Annotated in this window: 14 protein-coding genes and 1 pseudogene; 6 read left to right on the top strand and 9 right to left on the bottom strand. The window is 49.0% G+C overall.

Translation table 11 applies throughout. The features are described from left to right. The first annotated feature begins 379 nt into the window (after positions 1-379). A complete protein-coding gene (gene alaC / locus ABVN36_RS13660) occupies positions 380-1,618 on the top strand; it encodes an alanine transaminase (protein ID WP_000763118.1) in 1,239 nt (412 codons plus the stop codon). 49 nt (positions 1,619-1,667) lie between these two features. Here the strand turns inward: alaC and ypdK are convergent, their stop codons facing one another. Both ypdK and lpxP read right to left on the bottom strand, forming a co-directional pair. Continuing rightward, on the bottom strand, positions 1,668-1,739 hold the full coding sequence (gene ypdK, locus ABVN36_RS13655) for a membrane protein YpdK (protein ID WP_010723117.1): 72 nt from the start codon (positions 1,737-1,739) through the stop codon (positions 1,668-1,670). Positions 1,740-2,141: 402 nt separating this feature from the next. Continuing rightward, positions 2,142-3,062 carry a kdo(2)-lipid IV(A) palmitoleoyltransferase gene (gene lpxP, locus ABVN36_RS13650; RefSeq protein WP_000484428.1) on the bottom strand — a complete coding sequence of 307 codons (921 nt, stop codon included), beginning with the start codon at positions 3,060-3,062 and terminating at the stop codon, positions 2,142-2,144. A 521-nt stretch (positions 3,063-3,583) separates the two neighbouring features. Here lpxP and ABVN36_RS13645 point away from each other — a divergent pair. After that, on the top strand, positions 3,584-3,826 hold the full coding sequence (locus ABVN36_RS13645) for a YfdY family protein (RefSeq protein ID WP_000639889.1): 243 nt from the start codon (positions 3,584-3,586) through the stop codon (positions 3,824-3,826). 274 nt (positions 3,827-4,100) lie between these two features. On the opposite strand, the gene pgtP is transcribed toward ABVN36_RS13645, so the two are convergent. Next, positions 4,101-5,492, bottom strand: a complete 1,392-nt coding sequence (gene pgtP / locus ABVN36_RS13640; protein ID WP_000955747.1) for a phosphoglycerate transporter PgtP — start codon at positions 5,490-5,492, stop codon at positions 4,101-4,103. Positions 5,493-5,927: 435 nt separating this feature from the next. Here pgtP and pgtC point away from each other — a divergent pair, with 435 nt between their 5' ends. The 4 genes from pgtC to pgtE all read left to right on the top strand — a co-directional run bounded on the left by pgtC (position 5,928) and on the right by pgtE (position 11,567). Next, entirely contained in the window at positions 5,928-7,121 is a 1,194-nt protein-coding gene (gene pgtC, locus ABVN36_RS13635; RefSeq protein WP_000467983.1) for a phosphoglycerate transport regulator PgtC, read from the top strand. Beyond that, the gene (gene pgtB / locus ABVN36_RS13630; protein WP_050901174.1) at positions 7,118-9,124 is read left to right on the top strand and encodes a two-component system sensor histidine kinase PgtB; all 2,007 of its coding nucleotides are present in this window, start codon (positions 7,118-7,120) and stop codon (positions 9,122-9,124) included. The genes pgtC and pgtB overlap by 4 nt, the downstream gene beginning before the upstream one ends. Continuing rightward, positions 9,114-10,361 (top strand): two-component system response regulator PgtA, encoded by a 1,248-nt coding sequence (gene pgtA / locus ABVN36_RS13625; RefSeq protein ID WP_023138685.1) that lies wholly within the window; start codon positions 9,114-9,116, stop codon positions 10,359-10,361. Before pgtB ends, pgtA begins: the two co-directional genes overlap by 11 nt. A gap of 267 nt (positions 10,362-10,628) precedes the next feature. Then, positions 10,629-11,567: an omptin family outer membrane protease PgtE gene (gene pgtE / locus ABVN36_RS13620; protein ID WP_023138684.1), complete on the top strand. Its 939-nt coding sequence runs from the start codon at positions 10,629-10,631 to the stop codon at positions 11,565-11,567. Positions 11,568-11,828: 261 nt separating this feature from the next. Here pgtE and ABVN36_RS13615 read toward each other — a convergent pair whose 3' ends face one another. From ABVN36_RS13615 to ABVN36_RS13590, 6 genes and pseudogenes are all read right to left on the bottom strand, one after another. Beyond that, positions 11,829-12,032: an AlpA family transcriptional regulator gene (locus ABVN36_RS13615; RefSeq protein WP_001208732.1), complete on the bottom strand. Its 204-nt coding sequence runs from the start codon at positions 12,030-12,032 to the stop codon at positions 11,829-11,831. A gap of 96 nt (positions 12,033-12,128) precedes the next feature. Then, positions 12,129-12,506: a hypothetical protein gene (locus ABVN36_RS13610; protein WP_223163363.1), complete on the bottom strand. Its 378-nt coding sequence runs from the start codon at positions 12,504-12,506 to the stop codon at positions 12,129-12,131. After that, positions 12,490-12,615: a hypothetical protein gene (locus ABVN36_RS13605; RefSeq protein WP_023138682.1), complete on the bottom strand. Its 126-nt coding sequence runs from the start codon at positions 12,613-12,615 to the stop codon at positions 12,490-12,492. The genes ABVN36_RS13610 and ABVN36_RS13605 overlap by 17 nt, the downstream gene beginning before the upstream one ends. 131 nt (positions 12,616-12,746) lie before the next feature. Further along, positions 12,747-13,013: a hypothetical protein gene (locus ABVN36_RS13600; protein WP_023138681.1), complete on the bottom strand. Its 267-nt coding sequence runs from the start codon at positions 13,011-13,013 to the stop codon at positions 12,747-12,749. 315 nt (positions 13,014-13,328) lie between these two features. Next, positions 13,329-13,784: pseudogene (locus tag ABVN36_RS13595) on the bottom strand (DUF551 domain-containing protein); the annotation flags it as partial. Between the two features lie 665 nt (positions 13,785-14,449). Then, the coding region (locus ABVN36_RS13590) for a hypothetical protein (RefSeq protein ID WP_187791546.1) at positions 14,450-14,773 on the bottom strand (324 nt) is incomplete at its 5' end.

Below are 14,773 nucleotides of genomic sequence, written 5' to 3'. Positions count from 1 at the left end.
GTAAATGTCCCTGAAAAACACCGCAATATGACATGATCGAATACCATTATCATTAGTAAGGATTTTGGTTAAAGAGGAAAAACCACAAAATCAAAAGGGGATTATTTGAGATAAGGTTTATTGACAGGAAATTATCGTCGGCTGCGCCACATTAGGTAAATTCAATGATATCAAGTTGTTAATAATATGATTTGTTTGATGCTATAACTGACATGCTTAAAAGGTAAATTTTTACGCTTGTTCCTCTTTTTTCGTCGCTAAAAAATATTTTCATTAGCCTCTCGACAGGAAGAAAATTTTCAGGCTATTTTCTAAAGGAGCCACCATCGTGGCAGCGTCGCTCGGACGGTCCGGGCGCTAACGTTAATCTGAGGATATTATGGCTGACTTCCGCCCTGAACGTCGCTTTACGCGTATCGATCGCCTTCCGCCCTATGTTTTTAACATCACCGCTGAACTCAAAATGGCTGCGCGTCGGCGCGGCGAAGATATTATTGATTTCAGTATGGGTAATCCTGATGGCGCAACCCCTCCCCACATTGTCGAAAAACTTTGCACCGTCGCGCAGCGTCCGGATACGCACGGTTATTCCACGTCTCGTGGCATACCGCGTTTACGCCGCGCGATTTCTCACTGGTATCAGGAACGTTATGATGTCGATATCGATCCGGAAACCGAAGCGATTGTGACCATCGGTTCCAAAGAGGGACTGGCGCATTTAATGCTGGCGACGCTGGATCATGGTGATACGGTACTGGTGCCGAACCCCAGTTACCCAATTCATATCTATGGCGCCGTTATCGCCGGGGCGCAGGTGCGTTCGGTTCCATTGGTAGAGGGGGTGGATTTCTTCAACGAGCTGGAGCGCGCTATTCGCGAAAGTTATCCGAAACCGAAAATGATGATTTTGGGTTTTCCATCTAACCCTACGGCCCAGTGCGTCGAACTGGAATTTTTTGAAAAAGTGGTCGCTCTGGCTAAACGTTATGATGTGCTGGTGGTGCACGATCTGGCGTATGCCGATATCGTGTACGACGGCTGGAAAGCGCCATCCATTATGCAGGTGCCCGGCGCGCGCGACGTGGCGGTTGAATTTTTCACGCTGTCAAAAAGCTATAATATGGCGGGCTGGCGTATTGGGTTTATGGTGGGCAATAAAACCCTGGTCAGCGCGCTGGCGCGCATTAAAAGTTATCACGATTATGGCACCTTTACCCCGCTTCAGGTGGCGGCTATCGCCGCTCTGGAAGGCGATCAGCAGTGCGTGCGCGATATCGCCGAGCAGTATAAACGTCGTCGCGATGTGCTGGTGAAGGGGCTGCATGAGGCGGGCTGGATGGTTGAAATGCCGAAAGCCTCAATGTACGTCTGGGCGAAAATCCCGGAGCAATATGCGGCGATGGGGTCGCTTGAGTTTGCCAAGAAGCTGCTGAATGAGGCGAAGGTTTGCGTTTCTCCAGGGATAGGCTTTGGTGACTATGGCGACACCCATGTACGCTTTGCATTAATAGAGAATCGCGACCGCATTCGCCAGGCCGTCAGAGGGATTAAAGCGATGTTCCGCGCCGATGGCGTGCTGCCGTCACATCCAAAACCCGTTGAGGCGAGCACGGAGTAGAAAAGCAAACAGGAGCCCCATGGCTCCTGTTTTTCTTTGCATTGTACTTTTAAATCATCAGGGCGAAAGTACCGGCCCAAACGATGACCATAAATGAAATGCCCATAAAGAAATATTTCACGTTTCATCTCTCCGCGTACCTGTCGTACGCCTAAATGAACTTACACTTACCTGATTATAGAGAGTTGATGCCGGACAATACGAAATTGAGAATTATTCGTGTTTCGACCGCCTGCATCACCTCAGAATTCTGCGCGTCATCGCTCCAGACGGCGCTAATGTACGCCTAAAAATGAGGTGAAACAAGAGGCATTTTCTTATTTACTTTTAGTAACTTACAAGTGTCGGGAATCGGCGACAGTTTAATTTCTGACAGTGATGAATCGCTATTGAGCGACGCCGCTGACACAGTAAAAAATCGCCTGTAAACAGGAGACTTATCGCTGAAAGCAGGAATGAGTAATTTACGATATGAATATTATGGCAATGCGAAATGACAAAATAAAAGGCCTTGCGGCCTTTTTCAGATGTAGAGTGACGCTTCCCCCAACGGGCGAGTCTTGAAACGGCGATGAATCCAGAGATATTGCTCCGGGGCGCGCATGATCTCTTTCTCAATAATTTTATTCATATAGGCAGCGGCTTGATTTTCATCTGCCGGGTAACCTTCCATTTCAGGGGTAATATACAGACGATAACCCGAGTTATCGGATTTCCTTACCATTGTAACGGTCAACATGGCGGCGCCAGACAGCCTGGACAGTACATAGGTGCCGTTGGTGGTGGCGACGTTTTCAACCGCGAAAAATGGCGCAAAGGAGCTGCCTTTAGGACCGTAGTCCTGGTCGGGAGCAAACCAAACGGCTTCCCCTTTTTTTAGCGCGCCCACAATGCCGCGCAGATTGTTTCTGCCGATCATCGCTTTATTTGAGCGCATACGACCGCGCGTCTGCACCCACTCCATGAGCGGATTGTTATGCGGACGATAGGTCGCCATCATCGGCTGGCAGAGACCCATTACCCGGCCTCCCAATTCCAGCGACATAAAATGCACGCCAACGACCATTACGCCGCGATTTTGCGCCTGCGCACGGGTAAGGTTGTCCAGCCCGTCCACATCAAACCATTTGCGAACCCGGTTATCAGGCCAGAACCAGGCCATGCCCGTTTCAAGCAGCGCCATGCCAAGAGAGTGGAAATTCTCGGCGATCAGTTTTTCCCTTTCTTCCCGGGAGAGGGTCGGAAAACAGAGTTCAATATTTTTCTGGGCGATTGACTCACGTCGCTTCAGGAAGGGGCGCGCCAGTTTACCGGTGCGGGTGCCCAGAAAACGCAAAACCGGGTAGGGAAGCTGCACCAGTAACCAGAGGACGCCAACGCCAAACCACGTCAGCCAGTAGCGCGGGTGCAAAAACGCGCGTGAAAATTTGCTTTGAGGAAACATAAAATACCTTCTGTAGATACGAAAATAATGTATCGCAGAAGAGTCATTATCCGCAGCGGTACACTCTGAAATACGCATCATCCTTCAAGTTGCGTTCGCTTATCCGAAGCACTTACTTGAGTAAGCTCATCAGGGTAACTTGAATGATTTACGTATAGTTAGGCCATCATGTACGACAATGGTTCCCGTAAGGAGTGTAAAACTAAGTCAGTACTAAACCACGAGGGCATGAACGCCAGGCAGGCTAATGTACCACCAGTTATTTACTCGCGCCCAGAAATTCTTTATCAAGAAGCGTAAATATTTCTCCCGTAGCAAAAATAAGCTAATCATTATTTTTAATGCATTGTTTTTACAGTGATAATTTTATTTCAGACGAAGGTTATTGAAAAATGATTAGAAAAATAAAATGTGAGATAAATGTTATGGAAATGACGTGCTGATAAGGTTTATCTTAAAGGAGAAGTGAGAGGGACCGTAAGGCTATATGGAAGCCTTGCCATAGACAGGAGGTATTATAGATGATCTATTTATGGACATTTCTTGCAATAAGTATACTTGCCGTGAGTGGCTATATCGGTCAGGTGATGGGGGCTTTTTCTGCGGTTTCTTCTTTTACGGGAATGGTTATCCTTGCCGCGCTGATTTATTTACTCAATGTATGGCTGCAGGATGGCGATGACATCGTTAGCGGATTATTGCTTTTTCTTGCACCGGCATGTGGGTTAATTATTCGCTTTATGGTGGGATACGGTAAGCGTTAGTCAGTACATACCCTTCATACTTCAAGTTGCTGATGTGTTGGCTACGGATTACTCGGCCCATCGATGGGCCTCGCCCTGACGGCCGTCGCACGCGACGTTCAAACCTGTTCCCGGCAGATTTGTCGTTCACCCCAGTCACATCGTTATCTATGCTCCTGGGGACTCACTCCCTTGCCGCCTTTAAGCAACTCGAATTATTTTGGGTATACACGATGTCAGCGAATAGATAGCGCCGACAATGTCGGCGCTTCTGTTCCCCGGGAAGGCTAATCGTTTATTGCGCGTCCGCAAGCTGCAGTGAGTCCTGATTATGTAACGCATTCTGGCGCTGGCGTTCCAGTTCCAGCGCGCCGCGATGGGAGAGGTAACAGAATAGAATGCAGCACACGATGCCGCCCATCAGAAGATAAAATCCGCCGTACCAGCCAAGTTTATCCACCATTACACCAAACAGGCTGGTGCCCAACGAGGCGCCGAAAATATAGCTCATGAACCCACGTAAACCGACGGCGGAACCTACGGCAAAGCTGGGGACTATCTCCATTGTCTGTACGGACGCGAGGAATTGCGGGACGTAAATCAGACAACCTACAATGGCGGCGAAAATCGTTACCATCAGCAAAGATTCACTTTTCCAGTATCCGATCAGACAGACAAAAATCAGCGCCATGCAAATCATGGCTAACGGCATTCTGCGGCCCTTAAACAGTTTATCTGACAGCCAGCCTGCCAGTAGCGTGGAGGGAATCGCCGCCCACTCGAAAAAGAGAAACGCGACGCTCATCTGTTCTTTTGAAAAGTGTTTTACTGTCAACAGATAGATAGGCAACCAGCTAATCATGCCAAACCGCACCATATAGACGAAGACATCGACCAGCGAAATATACCAGGCATTTTTATTGCGCAGCACATAAGTACAGAAGATTTGCCATGCGCTCATATTTTCCGGCGCTTTTGCCGTATTCTTCGTTTTCAGTACGACTTTTTCTTCCGGCATCATCTGTTCCAGGGAGGGAAGACCTTCTTCGCGCGGCGAACCTTTTCCCAAGACCAGAACAATTAAGGCAAAAATGACGGCGACGCAGGCCGGAACGATATAACTGGCGCTTTGCCAGTGTTCGCTGCCCAATATCGCAAAAGCCGCACCGACGATAGGCGCGACGATCCCGCCGCCAACGTTATGCGAGATATTCCAGAAGGCGCCTACGCGTCCGCGCTCCCGACGAGGGAACCAGTTTGCAATGGTAATAAACGAGGGGCCGACGCCCATGCCCTGAAAAAGGCCATTGAAGACCACCAGAGCGGCAAATATCCAGAATGCGCTACTGAATCCCAGCCCAACGTTAACAATCGCGCAGAGTACCAGACCGCACGCCATGAAGACTTTTGGGCTGGCTTTATCCGCCAGACTGCTCATTACGCCTTTACTGATTCCGTAAGCAATAAGCATACAGCTACTCAGCAGGCCGATTTGCGTAGCGCTGAGATCCAATTGCTCTTTTAAATAAGGCGTCGATAATGTGAAGTTGTTTCTGACTATATAGTAAGCGAGATATCCCAGAAATACGCTTAACAATGCCTGTATACGATATCGACCATACGTAGCCTGGACTTTTTCCGGTGGGACTTTATGCGCCGATTGCCCTGTTTTTAATATTGTTAACATGGAGTCACCTGTATTTTATAGTGAGATGAACATCAGGAGGTTTTGTCGGTAGAGTGAAAGGAGTGACAATAAAATTCAAGTCGAAGAAATGTGTCAAAATTGACTCAATTGGGTGAATTTAAAGGTTATTTTTGACCCATCCTGAAGGGTGTGGTGAAACTTTAATTATTGGCATGGCCGTTTTATCGTTAGCATGTGCGGATATTAACAAATTTGCTGCCAGTGATCTGATACGCTTTATTGATGTTTTCGAGCGACGGACCCGTTATTATTCAAATAACGCTGTTCTGGATGCCAACAGAAATAAAAGGGTAAGTTTTGTCTCAATATTTTCTTTATGTGATATCGATATTTATGAACGGGATCACAAATCGACTTTTCTCATACTGTGGTTGTTTCGCCAGAGTGGGCGCTTTTACGCTATGGCTGGCGGCGATGTTCGGTTCTTGCCAGGCGTACAGCCGCGAGCTGGTGATGGCAACGACCTTTTCACCCAGCGCGACCGCCTGGATTATCCAGCGCTGGCAGACGGAGCCGGGTTCCGTCATGATTCGTACGCTCAACCGTACCAGCGGTTCTTTAGAGCAATTACTTGATACGGCGAATGCGGAAAATGTCGATCTGATCCTGACGTCATCCCCCATGCTGTTGCAACACCTTCAGGAGCACCAAAAGCTGGCGCTATTGGATAGCGCGCCTGCCGCCAGCCAGAAGCTGGTGCCGCGTTCTATCCGCTCAACTTCAGTGGCGGTAGCGGTATCCGGATTTGGGCTATTGATCAATCGTTCAGCGCTCGCTGCGCGCCATCTTCCGCCGCCTGCCGACTGGCAGGATATGGGCCTGCCCAGTTACCAGGGCGCTCTATTAATGAGCAGTCCGTCACGCTCAGACACCAATCATTTGATGGTGGAGTCGTTGTTGCAGCAAAAAGGCTGGACGGCAGGGTGGGCGACGCTGCTGGCAATCTCGGGTAATCTGGTCACGATTTCCTCTCGCAGTTTCGGCGTAGCGGATAAAATCAAAAGCGGGCTTGGCGTTGCCGGGCCGGTCATTGATAACTATGCTAATTTGCTACTTAACGATCCTAATCTTGCTTTTACCTATTTCCCGTATTCTGCGGTGTCGCCCACTTACGTCGCGGTGTTGAAAAACAGCCGTCATGCAGACGAAGCGCGTGCTTTTATTCATTACTTATTAAGTCCGAAAGGGCAAAGGATACTGGCTGACGCGAATACCGGTAAGTATCCCGTCGCACCGCTTAGCGCCGATAATCCTCGCGCCGCGCAACAACAGCGTTTGATGGCCCAGCCGCCGTTGAACTATCGTCTGATCCTGAAGCGTCAGCAACTGGTACAACGCATGTTTGATACCGCGATCAGTTTTCGTCTCGCGCAGCTTAAAGATGCATGGCGAGCGTTGCACAGCGCAGAAACGCGGCTTAAACGCCCCTTACCTGAAATCAGAGCCTTATTGACCAGCGTCCCGGTGGATGCGGCAAGCAGCGAAGATGAAACCTGGCTGGCGCAGTTTGATAATAAAAGCTTTGCCGAACAAAAAATGATGGAGTGGCAGATCTGGTTTCTGAACAATCAGCGGCTGGCGATTCACAAACTGGAAGAGCTGAAATGAAGGGGAGATTATTGCAACGGCTTCGTCAGCTCAGTATCAGCAACAGTTTACGGGGTGCATTTTTAACGGGCGCATTACTGACGCTGATTGTCAGTATGGTCAGCCTTTATTCCTGGCATGAGCAAAGTTCGCAGGTTCGCTATTCGCTTGATGAATATTTTCCTCGCATCCACTCCGCTTTTTTAATTGAGGGGAACCTGAATCTGGCCGTGGATCAACTCAATGAATTTTTGCTGGCGCCGAACACGACGGTACGTTTGCAGTTACGTACGCAGATTATTCAGCATCTGGATAAGATTGAGCGTCTCAGTCAGGGGCTTCAGCTTGCTGAGCGCCGGCAACTGGCCGTCATTTTACAGGATAGCCGGACCTTGCTGGCGGAGCTGGACAACGCCCTCTACAACATGTTTTTGGTGCGGGAGAAAGTCAGCGAGCTTTCCGCTCGCATTGACTGGCTCCATGATGATTTCACCACGGAGCTAAATTCGCTGGTACAGGATTTTACCTGGCAGCAGGGGACGCTACTCGATCAAATTGAGGCGAATCAGGGCGACGCGGCGCAGTACTTGCAACGTTCGCGCGAAGTGCAGAACGAGCAGCAGCAGGTATATACCCTGGCGCGAATTGAAAATCAGATTGTTGACGACCTGCGAGACAGATTGAATGAGCTCAAGTCTGGCAATAATGACGGGATGCTGGTGGAGACCCATATTCGCTATCTGGAAAACCTAAAAAAAACGGCGGATGAGAATATTCGTGCGCTGGATGACTGGCCCAGTACAATCACGCTGCGGCAAACCATCGACGAACTATTGGAAATCGGGATGGTAAAAAATAAGATGCCCGATACCATGCGCGATTATGTTGCGGCGCAAAAAGCCTTACTGGACGCCAGCCGCGCCAGAGAGGCTACGCTAGGGCGCTTTCGCACGCTGCTTGAGGCGCAGTTAGGTAGTAGTCACCAGCAAATGCAGACGTTCAATCAACGCCTGGAACAGATTGTTCGCGTTAGCGGCGGGCTTATTTTAGTGGCGACGCTCCTGGCGTTGCTGCTGGCCTGGGGACTCAACCATTATTTTATCCGTTCCCGGCTGGTAAAGCGTTTTACCGCGCTTAATCAGGCTGTGGTACAGATAGGGCTGGGGAGAACCGACTCGACTATCCCGGTTTACGGGCGCGATGAGCTAGGACGGATAGCCCGTTTGCTACGTCATACGCTGGGCCAGCTCAATATGCAACGCAGGCAGCTTGAACAAGAGGTCGCCGAGCGCAAAGAGATAGAAGCCGATCTGCGCGCCATGCAGGATGAGTTGATTCAGACGGCGAAACTGGCGGTAGTCGGCCAGACCATGACCACGCTGGCGCATGAAATTAACCAGCCGCTGAATGCGCTTTCAATGTATTTATTTACGGCGGGACGCGCGATTGAACAAGGTCAGAGCGGACAGGCGAGAAATACGCTCACCAAAGCGGAAGGGCTCATTAACCGGATTGACGCCATTATCCGTTCGCTGCGGCAGTTTACCCGCCGGGCGGAGCTGGAAACGCCATTGTATCCCGTTGATCTGCGCCAAACCTTTGTGGCGGCATGGGAGCTATTGGCCATGCGCCACCAATCCCGGCAGGGAGCGCTTTCACTGCCAACCGACACCGTATGGGTTAGCGGCGATGAAGTGCGTATTCAGCAGGTTCTGGTGAATGTGCTGGCGAATGCGCTTGACGCCTGTTCGCATGATGCGGCGATCGCGGTGACGTGGCAGACTCAGGGAGAGGCGCTGGAGGTTTATATTGCAGATAATGACCCTGGCTGGCCTGTGGCGCTGTTGCCCTCTTTACTCAAGCCGTTTACCACTAGTAAAGCTGTCGGGTTGGGTATTGGGCTGTCGATTAGCGTGTCGCTGATGGCGCAAATGAAGGGCGACCTGCGTCTGGCGTCGACGCTGACGCGTAACGCTTGCGTGGTGCTGCAATTCTCGGTAACGGATGTCGATGATGTTGAATGATGAATGTTCTATTTTGCTGATTGATGATGACGTTGATGTACTTGACGCCTATACCCAAATGCTTGAGCAGGCAGGCTACCGCGTGCGTGGCTTTACCCATCCTTTCGAGGCCAAAGAGTGGGTAAAAGCGGATTGGGAGGGGATCGTTTTGAGCGATGTGTGTATGCCGGGGTGTTCCGGTATCGATCTTATGACGCTGTTTCATCAGGATGACGATCAACTGCCAATCTTATTGATTACCGGACATGGCGATGTACCGATGGCGGTTGATGCGGTGAAAAAGGGCGCCTGGGATTTTCTGCAAAAACCCGTCGATCCGGGCAAGCTGTTGATATTAATTGAAGACGCGCTACGCCAGCGCCGGTCGGTCATTGCACGGCGGCAATATTGCCAGCAGACGTTACAGGTTGAACTGATTGGGCGCAGCGAGTGGATGAATCAGTTTCGACAACGGTTACAACAACTGGCGGAAACGGACATTGCCGTATGGTTTTACGGTGAGCATGGCACTGGACGTATGACTGGCGCCCGTTATCTCCATCAACTGGGGCGTAACGCGAAAGGGCCGTTTGTACGCTATGAACTGACGCCGGAGAATGCCGGGCAGTTGGAGACATTCATCGACCAGGCGCAAGGAGGTACGCTGGTGTTGAGTCATCCCGAATATCTGACACGCGAACAGCAGCACCATCTGGCGCGTTTACAAAGCCTGGAGCATCGGCCTTTTCGTTTGGTGGGCGTTGGCAGCGCTTCGCTGGTGGAGCAGGCGGCAGCTAACCAGATTGCGGCCGAGCTTTACTACTGTTTCGCCATGACCCAAATCGCCTGCCAGTCTCTTTCTCAGCGATCGGATGATATCGAACCGTTATTTCGCCATTATCTTCGAAAAGCCTGCCTGCGGCTCAATCATCCAGTGCCGGAAATAGCGGGGGAATTACTGAAAGGAATAATGCGACGCGCCTGGCCAAGCAATGTGCGCGAATTGGCTAATGCGGCAGAGCTTTTTGCTGTTGGCGTGCTGCCGCTGGCGGAAACGGTCAACCCGCAGTTGCTTCTGCAGGAGCCGACCCCGCTTGACCGGCGCGTTGAAGAGTATGAGCGACAAATTATTACCGAAGCATTAAATATTCATCAGGGACGAATTAATGAAGTGGCGGAGTACCTGCAAATTCCCCGTAAAAAACTTTATCTGCGCATGAAAAAATATGGTTTAAGTAAAGAGCATTATAAATTCTGATATTACAGTTACTTTCAATCTGGCTGACAACATCAGCAGCGATGTCGTTAGCCAGATAACGTCGCATCACCGTAATGGTAAATCATTCCATCATGATTATAGATTGCTTATTATTCACCTGAGCATCAAATTCTATTTCTTAACTTCAATATAAGGTAAAAATGCGTCAAGTTCTCTGGCGTAATAAATGTACTCTTGTCCGACGATTTGACAAGATGAAAACTTCATCACCTCTCCAGATTACATCTGAATATGAGGACAAGAGAAATGAAAAAACATGCTATTGCAGTAATGATGATCGCCGTATTTTCTGAGTCGGTTTATGCGGAATCTACCTTATTTATTCCGAACGTCTCTCCTGATAGCGTCACGACATCCCTTTCTGTGGGGGTGTTAAATGGTAAATCCAGGGAGCTGGTTTATGATACCGACACCGGGCGGAAGCTGAGTCAACTGGACTGGAAAATAAAAAATGTCGCCACGTTGCAGGGGGATTTATCATGGGAACCCTATTCGCTCATGACGCTGGACGCCCGCGGCTGGACGTCTTTGGCGTCGGGATCGGGTCATATGGTTGACCATGACTGGATGAGCAGTGAGCAGCCTGGCTGGACCGATCGTTCAATTCATCCGGACACCAGCGCCAACTATGCTAATGAATACGATTTGAACGTGAAAGGTTGGTTATTGCAGGGCGATAACTACAAGGCGGGCGTAACAGCGGGCTATCAGGAAACCCGTTTTAGCTGGACGGCAAGAGGCGGGTCTTATATTTATGATAATGGTCGATATATTGGTAATTTTCCTCATGGCGTGCGCGGCATAGGTTATAGCCAGCGTTTCGAAATGCCCTATATCGGGCTGGCGGGTGATTATCGTATTAATGACTTTGAGTGTAATGTACTGTTTAAATACAGCGACTGGGTAAATGCGCATGATAATGACGAACACTACATGCGCAAACTTACCTTCCGTGAAAAAACGGAAAATTCACGATATTATGGCGCTTCTATTGACGCCGGATATTATATTACCAGTAATGCAAAAATCTTTGCTGAGTTTGCTTACAGTAAATATGAAGAAGGTAAGGGCGGTACGCAAATCATAGATAAAACCAGCGGTGATACGGCGTATTTTGGTGGCGATGCCGCAGGTATAGCTAATAATAACTATACGGTTACCGCGGGGTTGCAGTACCGCTTCTAGACCACATCAGGATGTCATCGGTCATAACCGGCCGATGACGACTTTTTGCTGAACGTGTGGCATATCCGGTGATGTTGCATAGGGGCAATAAAAGCAACATGAAAGGGGAACCGCTCGAAAGGTTATGCAGCAAGAAGAGAATGTCCTGGGTATCAATGGTGTCCCCTGCAGACACCTAATGAATGTCGTAAGTGCAGGGGATTTATGATGAATTACAGAAGTGAAGAATTTTATGCCCGCATTTATGCCCACAAAGGCAATTCATGAGACATTTTGAAGGGGTGAGAAGTGGCTGCGTTTCCAGTTTTGATAGTCGGCATAAACCCACCTGGATGCGCTGCCGATTTTGTGCGGGGAAGGCAATTTACCTTTCTTGATTTCTGAGTAAATGAACGTTTTACCCATGCCAGAATCCTCCATCATGAACTTCAAGTCAACAAGTGAGTCGTCGCGTAATTCGCGCATAGGTTTTATCTCCGGTTTGGGAATCGAACTTGGAGGGAAGGGATATCTTGAGAAATGCACAGGCCTCACACTCGATGAGGCTGTGTGATTACATTGTTACTCCGCGTCGGTGGCGAGAATTTGCTGGTCTATCTCGTATAGTGCTTCTGCAAACTTCATTTCCATGCAATGCCTTAATGCTTTAAGTGCCTTTTCTTTGGTGCTGTATTGCGCAATCCCTTTCTGTGATGCGGAGCGGGGTCTTTCTTCATTTTCAACCCATCCGTCACCATGAGATACAGTGGATGACCATGATTTATATACACGGCAGGAATATGTGTTGATAGACCAACCGTTAACATACTGGGTGATGCTATCTGGTACGCCTACATCGCGATCTGCTCCATAGTCAGACCATCTAAGCGATCGGTTTATATCCATAAGGCGAACAGCGTTTTCAAGTTGTTCTTTTTCTCGTTTATTCATTGCCATCATCTATCTCCAATAAAAAACCCGCCGTAGCGAGTTCAGATAAAAAAATCCCCGCGAGTGCGAGGATTGTTATTTTTGCGGTGCTGAGAGCCGAGCTGCTGCGCTTCAGCATCTGTGGACTCTCCCGATAAGCAAACAAGCACCCCGAAGAGCGCTTGTTTTATCTTTCAGCATAAGATAGTTACGTGCTGAATGACATGCGAACGTATAATCTTCACATGAGGTATGTTAAAAGCTATCGCATCATTGGAGCTTGAAGTCGTCGATATCATCTACAAATTCCAAATACCCATCTTCAACGTATTTTAAAACAAGTAAATGCTTAATTCCCTCACTTAATGAGGTTGGCCTTTCAAGCACAAACTCGAACCCATCCTCGTAAATTTTGCCTAACCAATAACCACCGCCATATTCCTTAAGCCTTTGAAAGAAAACATATCCTCCAGGCTTGAAATAATTGAGTGTCTCGTCTCTATAAACGATTTGGTAGTTAGGTACTTTGCCACCCATTTTAGCCACCATATATACTGTGTTTTTGTACAGTATAAATTAAAGCAAATGTTGGTCAATTTTGAAGGGTTAGATAATAACTTAACTCTGAAAACAAATTGTTTACGGCTTCTGCTATAGTTCAGTTTGATCAATAATCGCGAATGCTTTCGAACTGTCTTAACTCCTTATCAATCAGTCGCTTACTCTGCTGACGAGCTCGATGTTTACAGGTTCTCAATTCAGCATCATATCCGTTTCCTTTTCTGTAGCCTCGTGAGCGACACAACGAACAGGTACAACCATCAACCGAATAGAATTTCCCAAATGGTTGCATTACTTTTCCTCCTGCGGCGGCTCTGGTAGCGGCATCCAGTGTGATGGTTTCCACGACGCCCCAGGAATTAGCCACCCATCATTAGTGTCAGGATGCCACGGGATGTAAGTCGCCCATTTCATTCGCCAGTCACCTTTCCTGCCAAACTCTCTGGCAACAAGAACGCCAGTTTTGCTATCCGGCATTCGCTCACTACAGCTTATCCAACCATCCTGAGTTACCGGAGAGTTGCCATTCACATCGAAATTTGGCTTTGCGTCCTGAACCAGAAGGATGTAACCGTTCTTGGCTGTGTCCAGTTCTGATACCTCGGTGACAGTACCGAAATAGCGATTACCTAAATCAGCATCACAAGTGCTTACATCAATGGAAACTTCCATGCCTTCGATTAATTCTGGCAAGTTGTAAGTTTGGCTTACAGGTTGGCTACCCTGAAGCATGGCGGCGCGGCAGGCGTTCCAGGTGTTCCAGTATTTATTCCACATCGAGTCGCTACGGTATTTGTCGTCTACTCGGAACTGGCGCACAAAGCCTTTGGTATGGCCGGTATAGTCCGCCACCCAGGCTTCAAAGACGTCCCGATTGGTTTCATCGTCCAGGATGTTCACCGGCAGCGGCATCATCTGCGGAACGGTATAGAGCGCAATGTCTTTGCCGAAACCGTAGGAGTTTGGCCACAGGTGCGCGTAAGAGTGCCCATCAACTCCTTCCAGGCTCTCCAACTCCTCCGCGTCGGTATAGGCCACTGGATCGCTGTTTAGGGCCACAGAAAGCAGCATGCGCGCCATCACTGAGCATTCAAACTTAACGTCGCTACCATTGTCCTCTTCAGCGATTTCACGCAGGCGCTCAACGTCCATCGTCTCGTTCGCCAGTGTTAGCGGCTGCGGTTTCAGGCTGATATGCTGCTGTTTCGCTTCCATCTCTTTTACGCGCTGTTCGGCGGCGCGTACCTTGTTGTCCAGCTGCTCTATGACGGAAGCTACTGCCTCATTGAACGTAGCCACAACACGTAGAGATCCGTCTTTCTGCGGTTCGATGATGCTCCCAACGGTGCGCTCTGAATCGTCTAGTGCCTTCTCAATACCAATGATATAAGCCTCGGATTGGATGATTAGTGTCATTTGCTCTCCGAAGTAATGGAGTTTGCACACTTGTCGCACCAATAATGAGTCAGACCATTAACATTCAAACGGTAAGAATCGTTATAGCATCGAGGGCATTGGACCAAAACGCCACCAGCAATAATGGCTTCGCGGGATGGGATATGGTTTTCGGTAGGTTGATGTGGCTCATTTTTCATCATTGCCTCGACGATCTCATTGGCAATAGAGTGCATGCTCTTCCAGTAAACCTTGTCTGCAAAATTATCAGACTTCAGCCACTGATTACGTACGGCGGCACGAAGCGCGGCGATAGCGCGAATATTTAAACCTTCAGGGAT

It is taken from the genome of Salmonella sp. SJTUF15581 (genome assembly GCF_043356775.1).
In the GTDB taxonomy this organism is placed as follows: domain Bacteria; phylum Pseudomonadota; class Gammaproteobacteria; order Enterobacterales; family Enterobacteriaceae; genus Salmonella; species Salmonella enterica.
This window is presented reverse-complemented; position numbering and strand designations above follow the sequence as displayed.